This is a genomic window from Pseudomonas sp. Fl5BN2 (genome assembly GCF_009908205.1).
In the GTDB taxonomy this organism is placed as follows: Bacteria; Pseudomonadota; Gammaproteobacteria; order Pseudomonadales; family Pseudomonadaceae; genus Aquipseudomonas.
On the sequence record NZ_JAAARL010000011.1, the window covers coordinates 111,784 to 131,830 of the forward strand.

Below are 20,047 nucleotides of genomic sequence, written 5' to 3' on the forward strand. Positions count from 1 at the left end.
GATCCGGTCCATGCCAGTCGCCGGTAATACCCCAACCCAAACCAAATTGCCAAAGAGAACGAGGTTCTTAGGCTTTCTCGTCAGGAATCCATAGCGAACATGCTGAGGCGGCCTGGGCGATCAGCCAATCATGATCTCGCTTGGAAAACGGTCGCGGCATTTCAACTGAGACTCTGCTCGCTATGCTGTAAGCACCGCGGACTTCGTTTTCCGTGGGGGTCGCCTCCCCCATTTTGGTATTTTTTTTGAGCCCAGTGATGGATCCATGGAGAGCAAGCTCTTGCTGGAACCCATCCGCACTGCTCTCCAGGACAGTGACCGCGATAAATGCCGCATTCGAGCAGCGATCCATCTTTTCCCATTGCTTCATCTGATCTTCAGTTGCGAAAGCCGTTGCTGACACCGCAAGAGCCAAGCAGCCAACTAAAAAACGCATTGCTTGCATCCCTTCAAGATTGAGCCCGCTGCAATACCGCAACCCAAACCAAATTGCCACCACCGGCCACCGAGGGCAGTGCCTGGCTGGAGATAATCATGAGCCACAACCGCGCATACGTTCGGCAGCACTACCAGGTGCTCGCCGAGATCGGTCAGCATGCGCTACGCCAGGAACAACGGCAGGTGGCGGCATGAGGCGCATCTACCTCAGTCAGTGGCGATCCTTGCTGGTGGTAGAACGCCAGGCCCACTCTGTCTCGTCCAAGCAACTACAACGCTCAAGACTGGAGTAGCGCCCTCAGTTGCAAAGGAACCTCAATAACTTCTCTGGTAACCGGTGAGATGCAAACGTGTGTAAGGCTAGAAGTAAATGCCATAACATCTGGCGTTAGATTGCCCTCGACTAGAAATGTGAACGAGTGAAGCCCGACACTGGAAACACTTACCTTAATAGAAAGTTCGTCATCCCAAGTAACCGGATGAAGAAACTCTAGCGTGAAGGCCCTTGCTGGAGGCAGTAAATTAAAACCTAACAGGGTTCTTAATCCGGGACCGGACAACCAAACTGTAAGCGCATCATGAACGGCCTCAACAACAAAGTATGAAAACCTAGGTGTATAAACAACCCCCTCCGGATCACAGTCGCCGAACAATACCTTTCTCTTGATAATCACTGAGTTCGGCACAAGATCAATCCTTAATATTGAGTGACGGAGCTATAACAACCAAGTCGCAGCTGCTGCTTGCCCAAGGATACGATACTTTCCTCTCATCTCCACTGCATACACCAGGTGCTTGGCCAGCGACCTACGGCTGGTATCTCGCCGCGACAACAACGACATGTGGGGAATGGCTGAGCGCCTGGAATGGATCGCCGACCGCATCAGCGACGGCTACAAGAAGTGAAGAGTCCGCCCGGCCCGGGGAGCAGTCACCTTCTTCCCTGATGGCAAGGACGTAGACCGGGCGAACGCAGAAACAGTGCCACGGCGCAACACCGGCGGCGATCAGCACCATCTGAAACGCCCCACTCAACAATCGGAGCCTGCCGGCGATGGTGGGTGGAAGACACGCATGGGGTTTGACCGCCAGAGAGAACCCCTGCCAGGGCGTTCGCAAGAACAAGGAAACGCCGCACGACTATTCCGCAAACGACGTGGTGTGGAAGGCTGTCTACCAGAAAGGGGAGATCGAATTGCAGGAGGCGATGGACCTTGCCTACCTGACGGACCAGCGCCCAGCCGATGTCCGGCTAATGCGCGCTGATGATGTGGAGGGAGTGTATCTGCGCGTTGGCCAAGGCAAGACGTCCAAAAAGATCCGGATCCCTATGGAGGTCGATGGTCAGAAAAACAGCCTGGGCCTGCTCATCGAGAGAATTGTTGCCAGACCGAAAAAATCAACTCTGGCTATTTGATCGTGAACAAGTCAGGAAAGAAGGTCTCCGAGCGCATGCTGTGCCAGAGATGGGACGACGCCAGGTCAAAAGCCGTGGCGGAGGCCATCGAGCGATGGCGACCAGGGCTTGGCCCAGAAAATTGCAGGTTTTCAGTTCCGGGATATCCGACCGAAGGCAGCATCTGAAATTCTCGATTTGGACGATGCAAGCCGGCTTCTCGGACACTCAAAACAGGAGATTACGAAGAAGATTTATGTTCGCGTCGGCGCCATCGCGAACCCGACGAAATAGGAAAGTTTTGCTACGCGAGCCTTAAAGTTTTGGTACGCCGGTACTTTCACGCAGGCAATAAAAAACTCGTAGACGTTAATCTACGGGGTTTTCAATAGTGGAGGCCGAGGTTGGAATCGAACCGGCGTATGCGGATTTTCAATCCAGATAAAATTTCATGAACTTCAGTTAGTTAGTGACAAATCCGTTCCGCAAGTGGCACAGCATAGAAAAGCTGTAGCCCACGACCTACGCGAGTTATGAATTTAATTGCAGAACTGATTTTGCTGACGTCTTTAGCAGATCAGTACCCTGTGATCACCACCATCTACAGACTTCTACCCCCTCCCACAACACTTAGTGCACACTTCAAACAATGCAGTATGCGGATCAATTCACTCCACACCACTCACAAATAAATTACCATAGCCTGAATCAACATACGTACCGCTCTGATTTTCGTAAACCGCTACCTTGCCTTGCTCAGCCAGAGAATATTCTCCAACTACATTCAACGATGGACGGCTAGCAAAAAGTATAATGGTCAAATGGCGATGATTGACGTTATCAAATAATTCAACAGCCAAGTCGCGAAGCATACTATTTTTATTATAAAAAACCTCATCCATCTCGCTACCTAGCAGCCCATCAAGCTGGATAGCCAAGCAACCAGGGCGCCCCCCTGACATCTGCTCTCATATTGCGTACTTTGCGTCTTTTAGAATAGCTCTTTTCAGCCTAGTAGCCCGCGCATTTACTGCGCTGAACGCCATCCAACCCGCCCCCTCAGTCTGCTTCATTACAACGCAGCTAGACTTACCACTAACGCGCTCTAGGAACCTTCCTATTTCATCCGCTGAAAGCGACTGATTCGAGGAGACATCACTAACATCGTACACATCGAATCTAAGGTTGCAGAGCTCCCCTACAAAGGAGTCCCCAGCCCCAACAGCACTGATAATCTGTCGCGCAGCATCATTTAAAAAAGTCTCACTCCTAGATATCTTCCCCTTAAACTCGATCTGCAGAACACAAATGCATCCAGCGTGAAGTGGCATTACTTCCTTAAGAACAGGAACAACCTTATCCAGTACTGCAAGCCTTTCCTCGACCGTATTTTCCTCCCCCTTATCGACCGAAAAAGATTTGCATTCTATTTCAAGCTCGGCCATAGAGCTTGGTGCCACCAACATATCATAAACCTTCGACCCTGAACTTTCATTCGTCCAGTTTATGGCGCAACCTTGCCTAAATAGATGAACTGCAACCTGCAACTCGAACAACAAGGCCCGCATATCATGGGACTTATTTAAAGCACCTCGAACCCTGGATAAAAAATTTCGCCCACCCCCTCCCTTATTCAGCTCTACGAGCTGCGCAACAAAAGACATACCAATCAACATTTCGTCACTTGGATTTTCTTGATTTTCCGTTTTAAACCGTTCTTCCCAAGCAGCTATACCAAAAACTACGGGCTGAGCTTTTCTGATCAACGCTGCTCGAAAAGGATTCTTAGCGCTCGCCTTAGGCCATGCATCCACACGCTTCGCCCATGGTCGCTCAGGAAACAACTTGATAAACTGCTGAAATACGTTTTCGAAACTCTCAACTTCTGTTTCAGTAAGCATAAACACCCCTTGCCCCACCTTATTACGCTCAAGATCGGCGATCTAGAGGCGCCGGGCTGGCCAAGCTAGGCTTGACGTTGCCTATTGCAGCCCCATTTCCGCCCTAATTTTCTCCTAAGGCGTCGCCTTTTTTAATCACACACGTAGACATTTCGCTTTCAGGCGTTGGGCCAAGAGTTTTTCGCTTTGGCCTCTTCGGCTTTCTACACCTGACTGTGATGTAGTTCCGTATAGACGCTAGCACTGCACACGCCGATTGTGCTCGGGTATTAACGCAAAAAAGCCCTATAGCTCCGAGGAACAAGGGCTATAGGGCTTTTTTTGACAAAGCTTGATAGATCGTCGCTTGGCATTGTTTGGCGTATGGATTGCCCCATTTTTGCCCCATGCACTCCATGAGAGCCTTTGCTCTGGAGTGCATGAGTCTCGACACATGAGGCTCAGTTTTATCGCCAGTTGCGTAGCCAAGAGCCTGGGATTAACATCAATACCCTTCCAAGGCGTAAGCCCGACAAACCTTATAAGGGTGCGTAAGGGCAGATCTTCATCTACCTCAGGCTGATCGCCTGATAACTTTGAATCCGCCGGGAACTCAACTTCAATTCTGAATATTGGGTACCGGCCAATGTTAAAGCACCTCGCTGCCTGCTTAAGAATCTTATCTATTTCGCCTCAGCTTCGGCTTTTCTTACTCCCCATATCACTTTCCATCCCCGTACTATCTATCGCCCTTCTGATATGGGTTTGCCACATATCTTAGTTAAGATGTTCGCCCCCCTCCTACGCTGGGCAAGAGGTGACCCAACGCGATCTGAATCGCTGCTCTGACCAGAGACCCAAGACATTACATAGCAACAAGGGTAATCACATAGTATCCAATTGAGGCTAATTCAAACGCAGTACAAAACCACGCAAGTGGGTCAGTGCAGCCATTTGAGGATCAAGACCACGAAGAGTAGTTGTCCGCTGGCTGCCATCAGGAAGATAAACGACCAAGTCGTCTCCATGAACAATGTAGTGGCTGGTATACGTCGTACCTTCGTACTCAAAACTAATTTCTTCTTCCATACACAACTCCCGAATTAAAGACCGTTCAAACGTGCGGTCAATAGTTGCCTATCTGCATCATCATCCAGCACATGCATTCTGCGGTGGCAGTTAGGGCAAAGCGCAGCAGTGTTCTCCACCGTATCGGCCCCGCCTTTTACAAGCCACACGATGTGGTGCGTCTCCAGAAAAGGGGACCCGTCCTTCTTTTTGAACGGTGCAACCTCTTGGCACAAGTCACATCGCCCCCTGGACCTGCGCTTAGCATGCTCCGCCACCCAAGCTGAACGTTGATGTTGGGTAACTTTGGCACTACGTTTCCCAACACTGACCCGCCCCTGGCGCCGAGCAAGCGCCTCCACCTCAGCATCACTCAATTTACGCGCTTGCTTCTCCTTCACCTGGTTTAGCTGTTGCAGCGTGGAATCTGGTATGGCCGGCAGAGCACCTGACTTGAGGCGTAGCGGGAATACCCACACAAAGCGCTCTTGCCCCTCAACGTCAGGCTGCCTCTCCTGATACGGCTCATCAGCCAGCGCCACCTCACCGATATAGGTATAGGTTTTAGCAGTGAATACTTCGAACAGATGCACAGATACGCCGTTGGCGCGGGACTCGTTCAGCGTTCTGTTTTGGTTAAACTCCAGAGATTGATCACCCTGCTGCCCCATGCCGGTGTAGTGCAGCACATCATTAACCCAACGATCGTCATAAATGGACGCCACATGGTTCGAAACGATGACGAGGGTGTTAGTACGATTTGAGCGGCGCATCCCACCTTGCGGACTGCATTGAAACAACTGCGTCAGATCGTCGTTATTGAGATTAGAGCCTGGGACTGGAGGAACAAAATTAACCATATGTTCGGATGATCTCTTCAGCAATTGGAACATCAGCAGGAGCAAGGTCGTATTGCAGTAACTCGTGAGGTCGCACCCACTCGATCAGGTCATGTACCTGCAGGACGAATTGGATGGATTGCAAAACGACGCTGACGGCGATCAGTTCGATCGTGCCGCCGGGATAGGTGTAAATCGAAGAAGTGAGAATCTCGCCGGCGACGGACTCAACACCCAGCTCTTCAAGTAGTTCGCGGGTGATGCAGTCCTGCGGTGTTTCGCCGTGCTCAAGTTTACCGCCCGGAAACTCCCACATGCCCGCTAGCTTCTGGCCTGGAGCTCTGCGTGTGATGAGAATTTTCCCGTCGAGATGTACGACTGCGGCAGCTACTGGTGCTTTCATAGCGCGATTCCTTATCGCCAAGTCAGAAAGATCCGTAGGAACGAAGGGAAAACATCTTAGCCGAGAACCATCGCCAGCCCGCACTCTGGGAAGGGAAAATCTCTTCAGTTCAGCGCTAAAAACAGGCTAATTGCGGAAGCGATCCAAAAATTTTCGGAAGTAATTGCCCAAATCCAAGGCAATAAAAAACCCCGTAGACGTTAATCTACGGGGTTTTCAATAGTGGAGGCCGAGGTCGGAATCGAACCGGCGTAGGCGGATTTGCAATCCGCTGCATAACCATTTTGCTACTCGGCCCCAAGTGTCCAGTGCCTGAAATACAACACTGCACACATACAAACTGGGACGGCTAACGAGATCCACTTAATCTCGTAACTCTTTGATTTCTAAAGAGTTTTTCCGTTTCCTCACTGAGGAATGGTCGCAATTATGGACGCGTTTTCCATTCCTGGCAACTCCTATTCGAGTTTTTTTCCAGCGGGCTGTTTCTACAGGTTTCAGGACTGAGCAAATCCACCGATTCATGAGCCTCGAAGCCTGCAACGGGCCGGATGATTACACAAACCGTGGGCGATAGCTCGCCCTCGCCTTCTTCCTCCTTCTAGCCCACCTACCCGTTCGGGTTATGGCACACGCCCGGGCGCTCGCGGACAGTAACAACAACGGCTCGACCCGGGCTCCTTCCATCACGTTCAAGGCGGAATTGAAGTATGCGTACAACTTTCCCTGCGATGTTTGGCGTGGTTCTGGCGGCAACGGCGGCATGGGCCCTGGCCGGGGAGCCCACGGACAAGACTCTGCGTCTGTACAACTGGTCGGACTACATCGGCGAGAACACCCTCGCCAGCTTCGAGAAGGCTACCGGAATCAAGGTGATCTACGACACCTTCGATTCCTACGAAACCGTCCAGGGCAAGCTGCTGCCCGGGCGCTCCGGCTACGACTTGGTAGTGCTCAATGCGGCGCTGGTGCCGCCCTTGATCAAGGCCGGGGTGTTCCAGCCGTTGAACAAGCAGTTGCTGCCCAGTTGGCAGAACCTCGACCCGCAGGTGCTCAAGAGCCTGGAAAGCTACGACCCGGGGGTGCAGTACTCGGCGCCCTATACCTGGGGCAGCAATGGTGTGACCTATAACGTCGACAAGGTCCGCGAGCGCATGCCGGATGCACCCATCGGTTCTCTGGCCATGCTCTTCGACCCCAAGGTGGTGTCGCGCTTCGCCGACTGCGGGGTGACGCTGCAGGATTCGCCCACCGACATTCTGCCGCTGGTGCTGGCCTACCTGGGGCGCAATCCCAACAGCGCCGCGCCCGAGGACTTGAAGGCAGCGCAGGACACCTTGATGGCGGTGCGCCCCTACATCCGCAAGTTCGACTCCACCAGCTACCTCAATGGCCTGGCCAACGGCGACCTTTGCGTCAGCGCCACCTGGTCCGGCGACTACGCCACCGCTCAGGCCCGGGCCAACGAGGCCGGGGCACCGGTGAAGCTCGACTATTTCATTCCCCGGGAAGGCTCGCTGATCTGGTTCGACGACTTCTATATCCCCGCCGATGCGCCGAACGTGGCCAGCGCCCATGCCTTTATCCAGTACCTGTTGCAACCCCAGGTAATGGCCGAGGTCAGCGACTACATCCGCTACGCCAACGCCAACCTCAAGTCCACGCCGCTGCTGACCGCCGAGGTGCGGGACAACCCGGCGATCTACCCCGATGCCCAGACCCGCGAGCGGCTGTTCACCCAGAAGATCCAGTCTCCCGCCAGCACCCGGCTGATCACCCGTACCTGGAACATGGTGAAGATCGGCAAGTGAGCCGCACCCGCGAATTCCACAGACTTTCCACCCAATGCTTCGACCCGAGGTGAAGCCCATGGCTATCCAACCCAAATCGTTTTTCCAACAGTTCGATGACCCGAAACTGGTGGCCGCCGACCAGGCGCATTACATGCACGGCTTCCATATGTTCGACGAACACCGCGAGCAGGGTTCGCTGAACATTGCCGCCGGTGACGGCGCCTACATCTATGACACGGCCGGTAATCGTTACCTCGACGCAGTCGGTGGCATGTGGTGCACCAATATTGGCCTGGGCCGCGAGGAAATGGCTGAGGCGATTGCCAATCAAGTACGGCAACTGGCCTATTCCAACCCGTTCTGCGACATGGCCAACGTCAGCGCCATCGAACTCTGTGAGAAGCTCGCGAGCCTGGCCCCGGGGGATCTGAATCATGTGTTCCTCACCACCGGCGGCTCCACCGCAGTGGACACCGCCTACCGTCTGGTGCAGTTCTATCAGAACAGTCGCGGCAAGCATGAGAAGAAGCACGTGATCTCGCGGTTCAACGCGTACCACGGCTCGACGTTCCTGACCATGTCCATCGGCAACAAGGCTGCTGACCGGGCGCCCGAATTCGACTTCATGAGCGACCTGTTTCACCACATCTCCTGCCCTAACTACTACCGGGCTCCAGCCGGCATGAGCGAGGCAGAGTTCCTTGAATTCCTCGTGGCCGAGTTCGAGGACAAGATCCTGACCATCGGCGCCGACAAGGTCGCGGCCTTCTTCGCCGAACCGATCATGGGCTCCGGCGGAGTGATCATTCCTCCTGAGGGTTATCACCGGCGCATGTGGGAAATCTGCCAGCGCTACGACCTGCTATACGTCGCCGACGAAGTCGTGACTTCATTCGGCCGCCTGGGGACCTTCTTCGCCTCACAAGAGGTATTCGGCATGCAGCCGGACATCATCACCACCGCCAAGGGCCTGACCTCGGGCTACCTGCCCCTGGGTGCGTGCATTTTCTCCGAGCGTATCTGGCAGGTCATCAGCGAACCGGGCAAAGGCCGGTGCTTCACCCACGGCTTCACCTACAGCGGGCACCCGGTGAGTTGCGTCGCGGCGCTGAAGAACATCGAGATCATCGAGCGGGAAAACCTGCTGGCCCATGTCGAGGACGTAGGGACCTATATGGAGCAACGCCTACAGACCCTGGCCGAGCTGCCCCTGGTAGGCAATGTGCGTTGCAAGCGGCTAATGGCCTGCGTTGAGTTCGTCGCCGACAAACAGAGCAAGGCGCTGCTGCCGGAAGCCCTGAACATTGCCGAACGCATCCATTTGCGAGCACAGGCCAAAGGACTGCTGGTGCGCCCCATCGGCCACCTCAACGTCATGTCGCCGCCGTTGATCATCACCCGCCAACAGATCGACGAGATAGTCGACACCTTGCGTGAATGCATCCTCGAGGCTGCCGCCGAGTTGCGTCGTGACGGCCAGTACCAGGGCAGATGAGCCTGGGCCGGGGCACAGGAAACATCGCTTCGGGGTCTTACCCGGCCTGCGCCCGGCAGTTAAACTGCCGGGCATGAACCCACCGTCGAATCCCCTGGTCGCCCCCCTCACCCTCCAGAGCCTGCAGGCGTGGCATACCGGTCTGTCCAAGGCATTCAATACCGTGGACGACGGCATTTTCCTGCGTCACCTGGCGACAGCGCTGACAGCCCTGACGCCCATCGAGTCGATGATGATCAGCCTGGAACGCAAAGGCTTGCCGCCGCAGTTGCTGTTTGAGCAAGGCATAGTCGGCGAGTACCGCGACGAGATCATCAACCGCTACTTCTCCCGCGGCTACCTCCTCGATCCGTTCTGCCTGGCAGTGGAAAACGGTTTGGCCGAAGGTTTCTATCACCTCTCGGAAATCGCTCCCGACGACTTTTTCAGCAGTGAGTACTACAAGACCTACTACCTCAAGACCGGTGGCGCCGAGGACTGTTACTACATTGTCGACCTCGACCCGCAGAGCAAGATTTCCCTGTGCATGTTCCAGGGCCTGAGCGGCGAATGCTTCGCCTGCGACCCGCTGGCACTGCTGCGCGCCGTGGAGCCACTGGTGCGCGAGCTGATCCGCCGCTTCGGCACCGCCGACGGTTTGCAGCAGTTGTTCCGGCAAGCCACCCAGGGCACGCCGCTGGTCCTGGCGCCAGCCAACCTCAATCAGCAGATCGAAGCCGCCTTCATGAGCTTCGGCACCCCGCTGCTGACGGCCCGCGAGCGCGAAATCGCCCACTTGATCCTGCGTGGCCACTCGGTCAAGTCCACCGCCAAGGTGCTGGAAATCTCTCCGGAAACCGTGCGCATGCACCGCAAGAACCTTTATACCAAGCTGGAGATCAGCTCCCAGGCCGAGCTGTTTGCGCTGTTCATCGACTGGTTGACCCACAGTCGCTCACCAGCGGACGACTGATCCTGGCGACAGCCCGGCGCTCGCCAGGCCGCGCTCACCCGAGCCGTCAGCGTGCAGACCAGGCGTTGAAACGCTCCTCCAATTCATCGCCGTGATCGAGCCAGAAATCGCTGTCCACCTTCAATGCCTGGGCCAGGTTGGCCGGCGCCGTGGGAAAGTTGCCCTGCACCTCTGGCGAGATCAGGGCCAGGGTTTGCAGGCGAGTCGGGCCGTTGTGCATGATCTCGGCAAAATCCTTCTGCTGCTGTGCCTGACTGGCAAAGGCAATGAACTGCAAGGCACGTGCTTGCTGGCGACTGCCCTTGACGATGGCCCAGCTGTCCATGTCGTAGAGACTGCCCTTCCACACCAGGGGAAAGTCGTAGCCCTCCAGGTGCGCGCTGATTGCCCGGGCGGTATACACCGAGGTCATGCTGACGTCGCCGGAGGCCAGCCATTGCAACGGTTGAGCACCGGCCTCCCACCACTGGATCTGCGCCTTGATCTGGTCCAGCTTGGCAAACGCCCGGTCCACCCCGGCAGGGTCGCGCAGCTGCGCATACACCTGATCGGCAGGCACGCCATCGGCCATCAAGGCAATCTCCAGGGTCAGCTTGGCGCCCTTGCGCAAGGCGCGCTTGCCGGGAAAGTCCTTCAGGTTCCACAGGTCGGCCCACTGCTCAGGTGCCCGGGACAAGCGCTTGGGATCGTAGACCAGGGCGGTCGACCAGATGAAGATACCCACACCACAAGGGCTTACCGCGTCTTCGACGAAATCCTCCGGCTCAATGCCCGGTATCCGTGGCAAGCGCTCGAAGAGTCCGCCCTCGCAACCGCGCTGCAGCTCCGCATGATCCACTTCAACCACGTCCCAGGTCACACTCCCGGTGTCGACCATGGCCTTGACCTTGCCCATTTCACCGTTGTATTCACCGGCTCGCAGGGTGCCGCCGTACTGCTGGGTAAAAGGGTCGTAGAAAGCTTGCTGCTGAGCCTGTTTGTTCAGGCCGCCAACCGAGATCACCGTCAGCGCCTCGGCCCGGACTTGAGTGCAGAGCATTGTCAGCAACAGCGTGCCAACCAGGGACTTGAACATGGCCTGTTTTCCTTTTTATTGTGTTCAGCGGCAGGTGGCCGGCTGAAGAGGCTTGACTGACAATCGCTGCTCCGCGCTCATCAGCGTTGAACAGCACAACGATGCTAACCAACCGAACGCGCGGTGAAGTGGAATAAAGTGCGTACCCCGAGGGAAGTTTTTTCCCACGGCTCTGGTGCTCGCCCACAGCCGCAGCAGCCCGTAAGATTCCGCCATTGGCCGCCGTTGCGGCCGGGTTCGCTGCACAGGAGCGCCCCATGAAGGGTTTCAACGACTACCGTCTGCCGTCCCTGGATGCGTTGCTGGCATTCGACACTGCGGCACGCCTGAAGAGTTTCGAGCAGGCGGCGCAAGCCCTGTCACTGACCTGCAGCGCCCTGCGCAAACGGATCACCGGACTGGAGCAGTTGCTCGGGCTGAGCCTGTTCGAGCGCCAGGGCGGCAGCCTGCTCCTCACCGCCCATGGCGCGGCCTATCTGGAACAAGTGACACCGCTGCTGCAACAACTGGTGGCGATCCCCCAGCACCGCCGCACCGTCCAGCGCCAGCAACGCCTGACCCTTTGCAGCCCGCCGACCTTTGCCCGGCAGGTGTTGATACCGCGCCTGTGCGAACACAGCCAGGCGCACCCGGAAATCGACTTGCAGATTCAACTGTCAGCGCCCATGGCCCGCACCGGCAGTGGCCAGTGGGACCTCGAGATCTGCGGCGACAGCCCCGATGCCCCTCCCGCCCAACGCCTGCTGGATGAACGCCTGGTGCCCATGGCCGCGCCCGCCTTGCTGGCCCGCTTCGCCCCACTGCAGTTGCCCCGGGATTTTGCCCGCCTGCCCTTGCTGCGTTCGCCCCTGGAACCCTGGCAGCCGTGGTTGCAAGCGGCCGGGCTGGCCATGCCGGAACCCGACCAGGGACCGGCGCTGCTCGATCTGGGCATGCTGCTCGAGGCCGCCGCCAGCGCTCAGGGCGTAATACTCGCAAGGCCCTCCCTGGCCAGGAACTGGCTGGCGCACGGACAACTGCTGGCCCTGGGTGAGGTACGCAGCATGCCCTCCTTTCACTACACCCTGCATATGCCCAGCCCCTCAGCCGCCGCCCTGGAACTGGCCCGCTGGCTGCACCAGGTCTGTCGCGACGCGGTGCTTCAAGGCAATGCCCACACCTTGCCCTGACAGCACCTGCCCGTGCTAGCCGCCCTCGGTAGGCAGGCTTATCGCCAGCAGCGCTGCGCGTGAGAAAAAAACGCTCACGCCCGTGGAATTGTTTTCCGCAACGCGGTGCTGCCTGAGGATTAATCTGCTGCAGTCCATCAATCAGGAGCGGCCCATGCCCGTCATCACCTGTATCGAAGATCTGCGCCAACTGGCTCGACGCCGAGTACCGCGAATGTTCTACGACTATGTCGACGGCGGCTCCTGGAGCGAAAGCACCTACCACGACAACCAGGCCGATTTCGCCCGGATCAAGCTGCGCCAGCGGGTCGCCCGCAACATCGACAACCGCTCGTTGCAGGTCCGCCGCCTGGGCATCGACATGGCAATGCCCCTGGCCATCGCTCCCACGGGCCTGGCGGGCATGGTCCACGCCGATGGCGAGATCCTCGCGGCCCGTGCCGCGGCGGCGGCAGGTATCCGCTATACCTTGTCCACCGTGAGCATCTGCTCCTTGGAGGATGTTGCCCAAGCCACTGGCGCACCCTTCTGGTTCCAGCTCTATGTCATGCGTGATCGGGATTTTGTCGGCCGCCTGATCGACCGGGCCAAGGCCGCAGGCTGTGACGCCCTGGTGCTGACCCTCGACCTGCAACTGAGCGGGCAACGCCACAAGGACTTGAAGAACGGCCTCAGTACACCGCCGCGACTGACCCCGGCCAACCTGCTGAACCTGCTGAGCAAGCCGCGCTGGATCAGCGGCATGCTCGGCACCCGACGCCACCATTTCGGCAACATCATGGGCCACGTCAAAGGAGTGCACGACCTGCGCCAACTGGCTGAGTGGACCTATGAGCAGTTCGACCCTTGCCTGAGCTGGGACGACATCCAGTGGATCAAGCAACGCTGGGGCGGCACGTTGATCCTCAAGGGCATTCTGGATGTCGAGGATGCCCGCCTGGCGCTGGAAAGTGGCGCTGACGCGCTGATTGTCAGTAACCATGGCGGACGCCAACTCGACGGTGCGCCATCGAGCATCAGCATGCTGCCGGCGATCGTCGATGCCGTCGGTGGCAAAATCGAAGTCTGGCTCGACAGCGGCATCCGCAGCGGCCAGGACGTCATCAAGTCCCTGGCCCTGGGAGCCCAGGGCGCGATGATCGGACGCGCACACCTGTATGGACTCGGCGCCCTGGGTGAAGCGGGGGTTCGCCAGGCCTTGCAGATCATTGCCAAGGAGATGGACCTGACCCTGGCCTTGTGTGGCCATACCGACGTTAGCCAGATCGACCAGCGACTCCTGGTTCCCGGCAGCTATCCACTGCCCTGACTGCCCACCAGGACGGGCAACAGGGCCCGAGGGCCCGGTTGCCGAACGCTCAGCCCGTGCCGGCAACCCCGGCCATGGTCAGCGCGCCGCCCACGCGTTGAAGCGCTGCTCCAGTTCCTCGCCATGGTCGACCCAGAACGCGGCGTCCACAGCCCGGGCGCCCTTCAGGTTGGCGTCGAAGGTGGGCAACTGCTGCTGCACCGCCGCAGGTAACAGCCCCAGTGCCTGACGATGCACCGGGCCGTAGGGAATATTTTCCGAGAACACCTTCTGCGCCTGAGGCTGGCTGGCGAACAGGATGAAGTCCTCGGCCAAGGCCTTGTTCGGCGAGCCCTTGACCACCGCCCAGTACTCCGGATCGTAAAGACTCTGGGGCCAGAGAATACTCAGTTGCATCCCCTCCTTCTGCGCCATGGCAATGCGCCCGTTATAGGCTGCGCTCATCACCACATCCCCGGCTACCAGCCACTGCGGCGGCTGGGCACCGGCCTCCCACCACTGGATGTAGGGCTTGATCTGATCGAGCTTGGCAAACGCCCGGGTCACGCCTTCCGGGGTGTTGAGCACCTGATACAACTGCGCCGCCGGCACACCGTCCGCCAACAGGGCGATTTCCAGGGTGTACTTGGCACTCTTGCGCAAGCCGCGCTTGCCCGGGAAGTCCTTGAGGTTCCAGAAGTCGGCCCATGACTCCGGGGCCTTGGCCAGTTTCTGCGGGGCAAAGGCCATGACCATGGACCAGACATACGTGGCCACGCCGCATTCGCTCAGGGTGCCCGGCACGTACTGCGCGGGATCACCGAAACGGGCCAGGTCCAGGGGTTCGAACAGGCCCTCGTCGCAGCCCCGCAACAGCTCCGGGCTCTCCACTTCGACCACGTCCCAGCTGGTCTTGCCGACATCGACCATGGCCTTGATCTTCGACAGCTCGCCATTGTATTCACCGGCCACCACCCGGGCCGCCCCGCTCTGGTTGAACGGTTGGAAGTAGGCCTTTTCCTGAGCCTGCTTAGTGGCTCCGCCAAAAGAAATGACAGTGAGATTCTGCGGCTGGGCCGAAGCCCCGGCGCACAACAGAACCCACGACAACGCAACGCCGCAACGCAAGGTGTTGGACATGAAACCCATCCTCAAGAAAGTCGGCTCGCCCGCACGAACCGGCACAGCAAGAGCCTGGAAGCGACCGTATCCACGGGCGGTACAGCACCAGGCGCTACGAGTCTTGGTCAGCGATGTGCGGACTTGCGCAGCACAGGCCGCGTAGTCGGATCGTCATCGTTGCGGGCTCTGTGGCCCCGTTCGTTGGGTGTGTTGGCAACCTGTCCGGCGTTACCGGGCGAGGTCATGCTCGAATGGCGGTTCATCGCTTGCTCCCTGTTGTTTTTGTAGGAAGAACAAATCGATCGGCAGTGCATCGCTGGAGCGCTCGGGGCAGTCGAGCAGGCGTATGCAGGGGGTCATTGTTTCCATAACCCGGGGCATTGCGAAACGAGGTTTTTGTGAAGCACAGGCAAGGGAAAAGCTGCTTTGCGGGAAACGCTCATCCCTGCTCGATGAGCAGGCTGGCCCTGTTGCGAGTGCTTCAGGCCGAAAAGACCACACACCCCGAGATCATCCCCAGGCCCAGGAACGCCGAGAGCAGCATATTGCTGGAAACCTCTACCTCCCAGGTCGTGTCGCGCGAAACCCGGATGAAGACGTTAACCACCTCCGCCAGGGAGCGCTAGAATCAGCGCAACCTTTCCCATGCGACTCGACGAGACCCACTCATGAGCTTCGATTTCGACACCCTGCACCCGCGTCATGGCACCGGCAGCACCAAGTGGAGCCGTTACCCCGAAGATGTCCTGCCGATGTGGGTGGCAGACATGGACTTCGCCGTCGCGCCAGAGATTATCCAGGCCTTGCAACAACGCCTGGAGCACCCGTTGCTGGGCTACAGCGTGGCCCGGGATGAACTGCGCGACGCGGTGGTCGCCGACCTCTGGCACAAGTACGCCTGGCGTGTGCAGCCCGATGAGTTGATCTTCCTCCCCGGCGTCGAGCCCGGCTTCAACATGGCCCTGCACGCCTTCGTCCAGCCGCAGCAATCGGTGGTGGTGCAAACCCCCAACTACCGCCCGCTGCGCATGGCCGCGGACAACTGGCAGCTGCGCAAGGTCGAAGTGCCGTTCCAGCTCACCGACCAGGGCACCTACGTCACCCCCATGGACACTCTGCGCCAGGCCCTGCAAGGCGCCGGCGCCATGCTCCTGAGCAACCCGCACAACCCGCTGGGCAAGGTCTTCCCCCAGGAAGAACTGCTGGCACTGGCCACTGCCTGCCTGGATCAGGGTGCACTGATCATCTCCGACGAAATCCATGCCGAACTGTGTTTCGACGGGCGTCGGCACATTCCCACCGCATCCCTGAGCCCGGAGATTGCCCGGCGCACCATTACCCTGATGTCGGCCAGCAAGGCCTACAACATCGCCGGGATGAAAACCTGTTTCGCGATCATCCAGGACCCGGCCACACGCCAGGCCTTCAACAATGCCCGCGCCGGCATGGTGGACAGCGTCAGCCCGCTGGGCCTGGAGGCGACCCAGGCCGCCCTGGCCCTGGGCGGCCCCTGGCTGCAGGCCCTGCTGGTCTATCTGCAGGACAACCGCGACTACCTGCTGCATGCCGTGCAGACCCGCCTGCCGGGCGTGCGCATGCATCTGCCACAAGCCACCTGCCTGGCCTGGCTCGACTGCAGCGGCCTGGGCCTGGAAGACCCCTATGGGTTCTTCCTTGAGCAGGCCAAGGTCGGCCTCAGCCCCGGGCTGGAGTTCGGTGATGACTGCAAGCAGTTCGTGCGGCTGAACTTCGGCTGCCCACGGGCCTTGCTGGAGGAAGGTATCCAGCGCCTTGAGAACAGCCTGCAGCAACGCTGAAGCGTTCACCTGACACCGCTGGCTGCCTGACCGGTTACGGCCAGGCAGCACGCCTTGCTGATCGCTGTTCCGAGGAGGAGAGCGACCAGTCCCTGCCAGGCCAGCCGAACGCCCACTAGCGCCTCCAGCAAGACCTCTCGAACCAGGCCAACGCCATCAACCTGCCGGAGCTACCACGGCAACGGCAATTCGCCTGCCCGCGCCACCTGCCCTTCCTCCGAGAACCGCGCATCGTCCTTCCCCCAGGCCGCACGGGATACGCTTTTCCAATCGACAAATGGATCCATTGTAAAAGCCAACACACGAACAATCCGATAATCGCACAAAATATTGGCACATTCGTTGACCTTTCTATCGCACAGACCATTTAATGGATCCATTAAATAAAAACAAAATCTGCCTGGAGAGAGTCCATGTACCCCAAGAATGCCTGGTACGTTGCCTGCACCCCCGATGAGTTGCAGGGCAAGCCCCTTGGTCGCCAGATCTGTGGCGAACCGATGGTGTTCTATCGCGGCCCCGAGGATCGGGTAGTCGCCGTCGAGGACTTCTGTCCTCACCGTGGCGCCCCACTGTCCCTGGGCTACCTCGAGAACGGCCACCTGGTATGTGGCTATCACGGCCTGGTGATGGGCAGCGACGGCAAGACCGTGGAGATGCCCGGGCAACGGGTCCGCGGTTTCCCCTGCAACAAGACCTTCGCCGTGGTCGAGCGCTATGGCTTCGTCTGGGTCTGGCCCGGCGAGCAGGCCCTGGCCGACCCGGCACTGATCCATCACCTGGAATGGGCGGACAACCCGCAATGGGCCTACGGCGGCGGGCTGTTCCATATCCAGTGCGACTACCGCCTGATGATCGACAACCTGATGGACCTGACTCACGAGACTTACGTCCACGCGTCCAGCATCGGCCAGAAGGAAATCGACGAAGCACCGCCAGTCACCACCGTCGAAGGCGACCAGGTGATCACCGCCCGGCACATGCACAACGTCATGCCGCCGCCGTTCTGGCGCCTGGCACTGCGCGGCAATCACCTGGCCGACGATGTGCCGGTGGACCGCTGGCAGATCTGCCGCTTCAGCCCGCCCAGCCATGTAATGATCGAAGTCGGCGTGGCCCATGCAGGCCAAGGCGGCTACGACGCGGCGCCTGAGGTCAAGGCCTCGAGCATCGTGGTCGACTTCATCACCCCCGAGAGCGACACCTCGATCTGGTACTTCTGGGGCATGGCACGCCACTTCAATCCGCAGGATGCAGCCCTCACCGCGAGCATTCGCGAAGGCCAGGGCAAGATCTTCAGCGAAGACCTGGAGATGCTCGAACGCCAGCAGCAGAACCTGCTGCGCCACCCCCAGCGCAGCCTGCTCAAGCTCAATATCGACGCCGGCGGCGTGCAATCGCGGCGCATCCTCGAGCGCTTGATCGCCGAGGAATGCCACCCCCCGGAAACACTGATCGCCCGCGCTCAGTAATCCGCCCCCAGCCTTGCCGATAGAGCGCAGTGAACACTGCGCTGGCGCCCCTCCGAGGACCGACGATGATCAACGTGCTGGTGGCTTCGCGCCACAACGAAGCCGAGGATATTTGCAGCTACGAACTGGTAGCGGTGGACGGCCGCCCCTTGCCGGCCTTCAGCGCCGGCGCCCATATCGATGTGCATCTGGCAAACGGCCTGGTGCGCCAATATTCGCTGTGCAACCACCCCGAGGAGCGTCATCGCTACCTGATCGGGGTGCTCAAGGATCCCCACTCCCGGGGCGGCTCGCGCAGCCTCCACGAACAGATCGAGGTAGGTGAACAGTTGCGTATCAGCGAGCCGCGCAACCTGTTCCCTCTGGAACCGGACGCCCGGCGCAGCCTGCTGTTCGCCGGCGGGATCGGCATCACGCCGATCCTCTGCATGGCCGAGCGCCTGGCCCACAGCGGCGCGGATTTCGAGCTGCACTATTGCGCTCGCTCCGCACCGCGCGCGGCCTTTGTCCAGCGCTTGCGCGACTCGGCATTCGCCGACCGAGTATTCCTGCATTTCGACGAGCAGCCCGCCAGCGCCCTCGATGCGGCCCAGGTCCTGGCCGGCCCCCGGGCCGACCAGCACCTTTACGTCTGCGGCCCCGGCGGCTTCATGCAGCACATCCTCGACAGCGCCAGGGAACAGGGCTGGCAGGAAGCCTGCCTACACCGCGAATACTTCAGCGCCGCGCCCAGCGACCACAGCGCCGACGGCAGCTTTGCCATCCAGATCGCCAGCAGCGGCCAGGTGTTGCAGGTCCCGGCGGATCGCAGCGTGGTCCAGGTGCTGCAGGATCAAGGCATCGAGGTGGCGATTTCCTGCGAGCAAGGTATCTGCGGCACCTGCCTGACCCGGGTCCTGGAGGGCGTTCCGGAGCATCGCGACCTGTACCTCACTGAGGATGAGCAGGCCCGCAACGACCAGTTCACCCCCTGCTGCTCGCGGGCGAAAACCCCGCTGCTGGTGCTGGACATCTGAAGCCCTAGGATGCCGGCAGGATCAATTTCATGCGCTCATCGGCCAGCGCCGAACCGAAGGTCTCGGCGTAACGCAGGGTCGCGTTGGCATGCTCGCGCATCAGCGCTTCGGCCCGCGCGCCCTGGCCATTGACCAGGGCATCGAACACCGAGTGATGCTGCATGTGCGCGTAGTTGAAACGCCGGTACTCGCGGGCCAGGTCCTGGCGATCCACCGCCAGGGCGGTCACCGAGGCAAACGGCAAATGGTCGTTGCGCGCCAGGGCGTCGGCGATGGCCGGGTTGCCGCTGCCCGCGACGATCACCTGGTGAAAACGCATGTTCAGGTCGTGATAGACCTCAAGGTCCTCTTCGCTGACATAACCCTTGTCGAACAAACCGTCACCCTGCACCAGGCAACGCTCAAGGATCGCCCGTGCTTCACTGGACAGCCCGCGTTCGGCGGTCTGGCGCGCTGCCAGGCCTTCCAATACCCCGCGCACTTCCACCGCCCCGGCAATCTCTTCGGCACTGACCGAACGTACCTGGAAGCCGCGCCCACCAAAGCGCACCAGCAGGCCTTCCTGCTCCAGGGTACGAAAGGCCATGCGCACCGGCATGCGCGAGACCCCGAACAACTCGGCGGTGGGCACTTCCATCAGTCGCTCGCCCGCCGCCAACTCGCCCGAGGCGATCATCTTGCGCAGCGCAACCAGCACCGTTTGACCGGGCTTACTCATCCAGGCAGCTTCCTGAAAACGTGGGCCGCCATAGTACCGCAAGGTCCGGCGCAACTGCAGCGGCGATGCCTCACGCGCTGCTAGGCAATGAATGTGCAGCCCGCAG

Annotated in this window: 19 protein-coding genes and 1 tRNA gene; 9 read left to right on the forward strand and 11 right to left on the reverse strand. The window is 59.2% G+C overall.

Going from position 1 to position 20,047, the window contains the following annotated elements; translation table 11 throughout:
- Positions 1-67: 67 nt before the first annotated feature.
- On the reverse strand, positions 68-436 hold the full coding sequence (locus tag GV819_RS17105) for a hypothetical protein (protein ID WP_161757227.1): 369 nt from the start codon (positions 434-436) through the stop codon (positions 68-70).
- 280 nt (positions 437-716) lie between these two features.
- Positions 717-1,124: an acyl-CoA thioesterase gene (locus GV819_RS17110; RefSeq protein WP_161757228.1), complete on the reverse strand. Its 408-nt coding sequence runs from the start codon at positions 1,122-1,124 to the stop codon at positions 717-719.
- Positions 1,125-1,519: 395 nt separating this feature from the next.
- Between GV819_RS17110 and GV819_RS33810 the strand changes: the two genes are divergently transcribed.
- Positions 1,520-1,855, forward strand: a complete 336-nt coding sequence (locus GV819_RS33810; protein WP_434738434.1) for a hypothetical protein — start codon at positions 1,520-1,522, stop codon at positions 1,853-1,855.
- Positions 1,856-2,502: 647 nt separating this feature from the next.
- Here GV819_RS33810 and GV819_RS17120 read toward each other — a convergent pair.
- The 6 genes from GV819_RS17120 to GV819_RS17145 form a co-directional block, all read right to left on the reverse strand.
- Positions 2,503-2,736, reverse strand: a complete 234-nt coding sequence (locus tag GV819_RS17120; RefSeq protein ID WP_161757229.1) for a hypothetical protein — start codon at positions 2,734-2,736, stop codon at positions 2,503-2,505.
- 66 nt (positions 2,737-2,802) lie between these two features.
- Positions 2,803-3,735, reverse strand: a complete 933-nt coding sequence (locus GV819_RS17125) for a hypothetical protein (protein WP_161757230.1) — start codon at positions 3,733-3,735, stop codon at positions 2,803-2,805.
- An 885-nt stretch (positions 3,736-4,620) separates the two neighbouring features.
- Positions 4,621-4,803, reverse strand: a complete 183-nt coding sequence (locus GV819_RS17130) for a hypothetical protein (protein ID WP_161757231.1) — start codon at positions 4,801-4,803, stop codon at positions 4,621-4,623.
- A 14-nt stretch (positions 4,804-4,817) separates the two neighbouring features.
- A complete protein-coding gene (locus GV819_RS17135; RefSeq protein WP_256667523.1) occupies positions 4,818-5,687 on the reverse strand; it encodes an HNH endonuclease in 870 nt (289 codons plus the stop codon).
- Entirely contained in the window at positions 5,635-6,024 is a 390-nt protein-coding gene (locus tag GV819_RS17140) for a (deoxy)nucleoside triphosphate pyrophosphohydrolase (RefSeq protein WP_161757232.1), read from the reverse strand. Before GV819_RS17140 ends, GV819_RS17135 begins: the two co-directional genes overlap by 53 nt.
- A gap of 223 nt (positions 6,025-6,247) precedes the next feature.
- Positions 6,248-6,321 (reverse strand) — tRNA-Cys (locus tag GV819_RS17145).
- A gap of 413 nt (positions 6,322-6,734) precedes the next feature.
- On the opposite strand from GV819_RS17145, the gene GV819_RS17150 reads away from it, so the two are divergent.
- The 3 genes from GV819_RS17150 (at position 6,735) to GV819_RS17160 (ending at position 10,264) form a co-directional block, all read left to right on the forward strand.
- Positions 6,735-7,835 carry a polyamine ABC transporter substrate-binding protein gene (locus GV819_RS17150; protein WP_161757233.1) on the forward strand — a complete coding sequence of 367 codons (1,101 nt, stop codon included), beginning with the start codon at positions 6,735-6,737 and terminating at the stop codon, positions 7,833-7,835.
- A 58-nt stretch (positions 7,836-7,893) separates the two neighbouring features.
- Positions 7,894-9,312, forward strand: coding sequence for an aminotransferase (locus tag GV819_RS17155; RefSeq protein WP_161757234.1), 1,419 nt, complete (start codon positions 7,894-7,896; stop codon positions 9,310-9,312).
- Between the two features lie 73 nt (positions 9,313-9,385).
- Complete coding sequence (locus GV819_RS17160) at positions 9,386-10,264, forward strand: response regulator transcription factor (RefSeq protein ID WP_161757235.1); 879 nt, start codon at positions 9,386-9,388, stop codon at positions 10,262-10,264.
- A gap of 46 nt (positions 10,265-10,310) precedes the next feature.
- Here GV819_RS17160 and GV819_RS17165 read toward each other — a convergent pair whose 3' ends face one another.
- Complete coding sequence (locus GV819_RS17165; RefSeq protein ID WP_161757236.1) at positions 10,311-11,339, reverse strand: ABC transporter substrate-binding protein; 1,029 nt, start codon at positions 11,337-11,339, stop codon at positions 10,311-10,313.
- Positions 11,340-11,596: 257 nt separating this feature from the next.
- On the opposite strand from GV819_RS17165, the gene GV819_RS17170 reads away from it, so the two are divergent.
- Together GV819_RS17170 and GV819_RS17175 are read left to right on the forward strand one after the other, a co-directional pair.
- Positions 11,597-12,508: a LysR substrate-binding domain-containing protein gene (locus GV819_RS17170; RefSeq protein WP_161757237.1), complete on the forward strand. Its 912-nt coding sequence runs from the start codon at positions 11,597-11,599 to the stop codon at positions 12,506-12,508.
- A gap of 154 nt (positions 12,509-12,662) precedes the next feature.
- Positions 12,663-13,817: an alpha-hydroxy acid oxidase gene (locus tag GV819_RS17175; RefSeq protein WP_161757238.1), complete on the forward strand. Its 1,155-nt coding sequence runs from the start codon at positions 12,663-12,665 to the stop codon at positions 13,815-13,817.
- Between the two features lie 78 nt (positions 13,818-13,895).
- Here the strand turns inward: GV819_RS17175 and GV819_RS17180 are convergent, their stop codons facing one another.
- The gene (locus tag GV819_RS17180) at positions 13,896-14,936 is read right to left on the reverse strand and encodes an ABC transporter substrate-binding protein (RefSeq protein ID WP_161757239.1); all 1,041 of its coding nucleotides are present in this window, start codon (positions 14,934-14,936) and stop codon (positions 13,896-13,898) included.
- A gap of 650 nt (positions 14,937-15,586) precedes the next feature.
- Here GV819_RS17180 and GV819_RS17185 point away from each other — a divergent pair.
- The 3 genes from GV819_RS17185 to GV819_RS17195 all read left to right on the forward strand — a co-directional run bounded on the left by GV819_RS17185 (position 15,587) and on the right by GV819_RS17195 (position 19,223).
- The gene (locus GV819_RS17185) at positions 15,587-16,735 is read left to right on the forward strand and encodes a MalY/PatB family protein (protein ID WP_161757240.1); all 1,149 of its coding nucleotides are present in this window, start codon (positions 15,587-15,589) and stop codon (positions 16,733-16,735) included.
- 413 nt (positions 16,736-17,148) lie between these two features.
- On the forward strand, positions 17,149-18,207 hold the full coding sequence (locus tag GV819_RS17190) for an aromatic ring-hydroxylating oxygenase subunit alpha (RefSeq protein ID WP_161757241.1): 1,059 nt from the start codon (positions 17,149-17,151) through the stop codon (positions 18,205-18,207).
- 65 nt (positions 18,208-18,272) lie between these two features.
- A complete protein-coding gene (locus tag GV819_RS17195) occupies positions 18,273-19,223 on the forward strand; it encodes a PDR/VanB family oxidoreductase (RefSeq protein WP_161757242.1) in 951 nt (316 codons plus the stop codon).
- Positions 19,224-19,227: 4 nt separating this feature from the next.
- Here the strand turns inward: GV819_RS17195 and GV819_RS17200 are convergent, their stop codons facing one another.
- Positions 19,228-19,941 carry a GntR family transcriptional regulator gene (locus tag GV819_RS17200; protein WP_161757243.1) on the reverse strand — a complete coding sequence of 238 codons (714 nt, stop codon included), beginning with the start codon at positions 19,939-19,941 and terminating at the stop codon, positions 19,228-19,230.
- Between the last annotated feature and the right edge of the window lie 106 nt (positions 19,942-20,047).

Bases quoted from the DNA above. Each gene is read 5' to 3' on its own strand.
- GV819_RS17105 (WP_161757227.1), bottom strand. From the start codon at position 436: ATGCGTTTTTTAGTTGGCTGCTTGGCTCTTGCGGTGTCAGCAACGGCT.
- GV819_RS17120 (WP_161757229.1), bottom strand. From the start codon at position 2,736: ATGGATGAGGTTTTTTATAATAAAAATAGTATGCTTCGCGACTTGGCT.
- GV819_RS17125 (WP_161757230.1), bottom strand. From the start codon at position 3,735: ATGCTTACTGAAACAGAAGTTGAGAGTTTCGAAAACGTATTTCAGCAG.
- GV819_RS17130 (WP_161757231.1), bottom strand. From the start codon at position 4,803: ATGGAAGAAGAAATTAGTTTTGAGTACGAAGGTACGACGTATACCAGC.
- GV819_RS17140 (WP_161757232.1), bottom strand. From the start codon at position 6,024: ATGAAAGCACCAGTAGCTGCCGCAGTCGTACATCTCGACGGGAAAATT.
- GV819_RS17150 (WP_161757233.1), top strand. From the start codon at position 6,735: ATGCGTACAACTTTCCCTGCGATGTTTGGCGTGGTTCTGGCGGCAACG.
- GV819_RS17155 (WP_161757234.1), top strand. From the start codon at position 7,894: ATGGCTATCCAACCCAAATCGTTTTTCCAACAGTTCGATGACCCGAAA.
- GV819_RS17160 (WP_161757235.1), top strand. From the start codon at position 9,386: ATGAACCCACCGTCGAATCCCCTGGTCGCCCCCCTCACCCTCCAGAGC.
- GV819_RS17165 (WP_161757236.1), bottom strand. From the start codon at position 11,339: ATGTTCAAGTCCCTGGTTGGCACGCTGTTGCTGACAATGCTCTGCACT.
- GV819_RS17170 (WP_161757237.1), top strand. From the start codon at position 11,597: ATGAAGGGTTTCAACGACTACCGTCTGCCGTCCCTGGATGCGTTGCTG.
- GV819_RS17175 (WP_161757238.1), top strand. From the start codon at position 12,663: ATGCCCGTCATCACCTGTATCGAAGATCTGCGCCAACTGGCTCGACGC.
- GV819_RS17180 (WP_161757239.1), bottom strand. From the start codon at position 14,936: ATGTCCAACACCTTGCGTTGCGGCGTTGCGTTGTCGTGGGTTCTGTTG.
- GV819_RS17185 (WP_161757240.1), top strand. From the start codon at position 15,587: ATGAGCTTCGATTTCGACACCCTGCACCCGCGTCATGGCACCGGCAGC.
- GV819_RS17190 (WP_161757241.1), top strand. From the start codon at position 17,149: ATGTACCCCAAGAATGCCTGGTACGTTGCCTGCACCCCCGATGAGTTG.
- GV819_RS17195 (WP_161757242.1), top strand. From the start codon at position 18,273: ATGATCAACGTGCTGGTGGCTTCGCGCCACAACGAAGCCGAGGATATT.
- GV819_RS17200 (WP_161757243.1), bottom strand. From the start codon at position 19,941: ATGAGTAAGCCCGGTCAAACGGTGCTGGTTGCGCTGCGCAAGATGATC.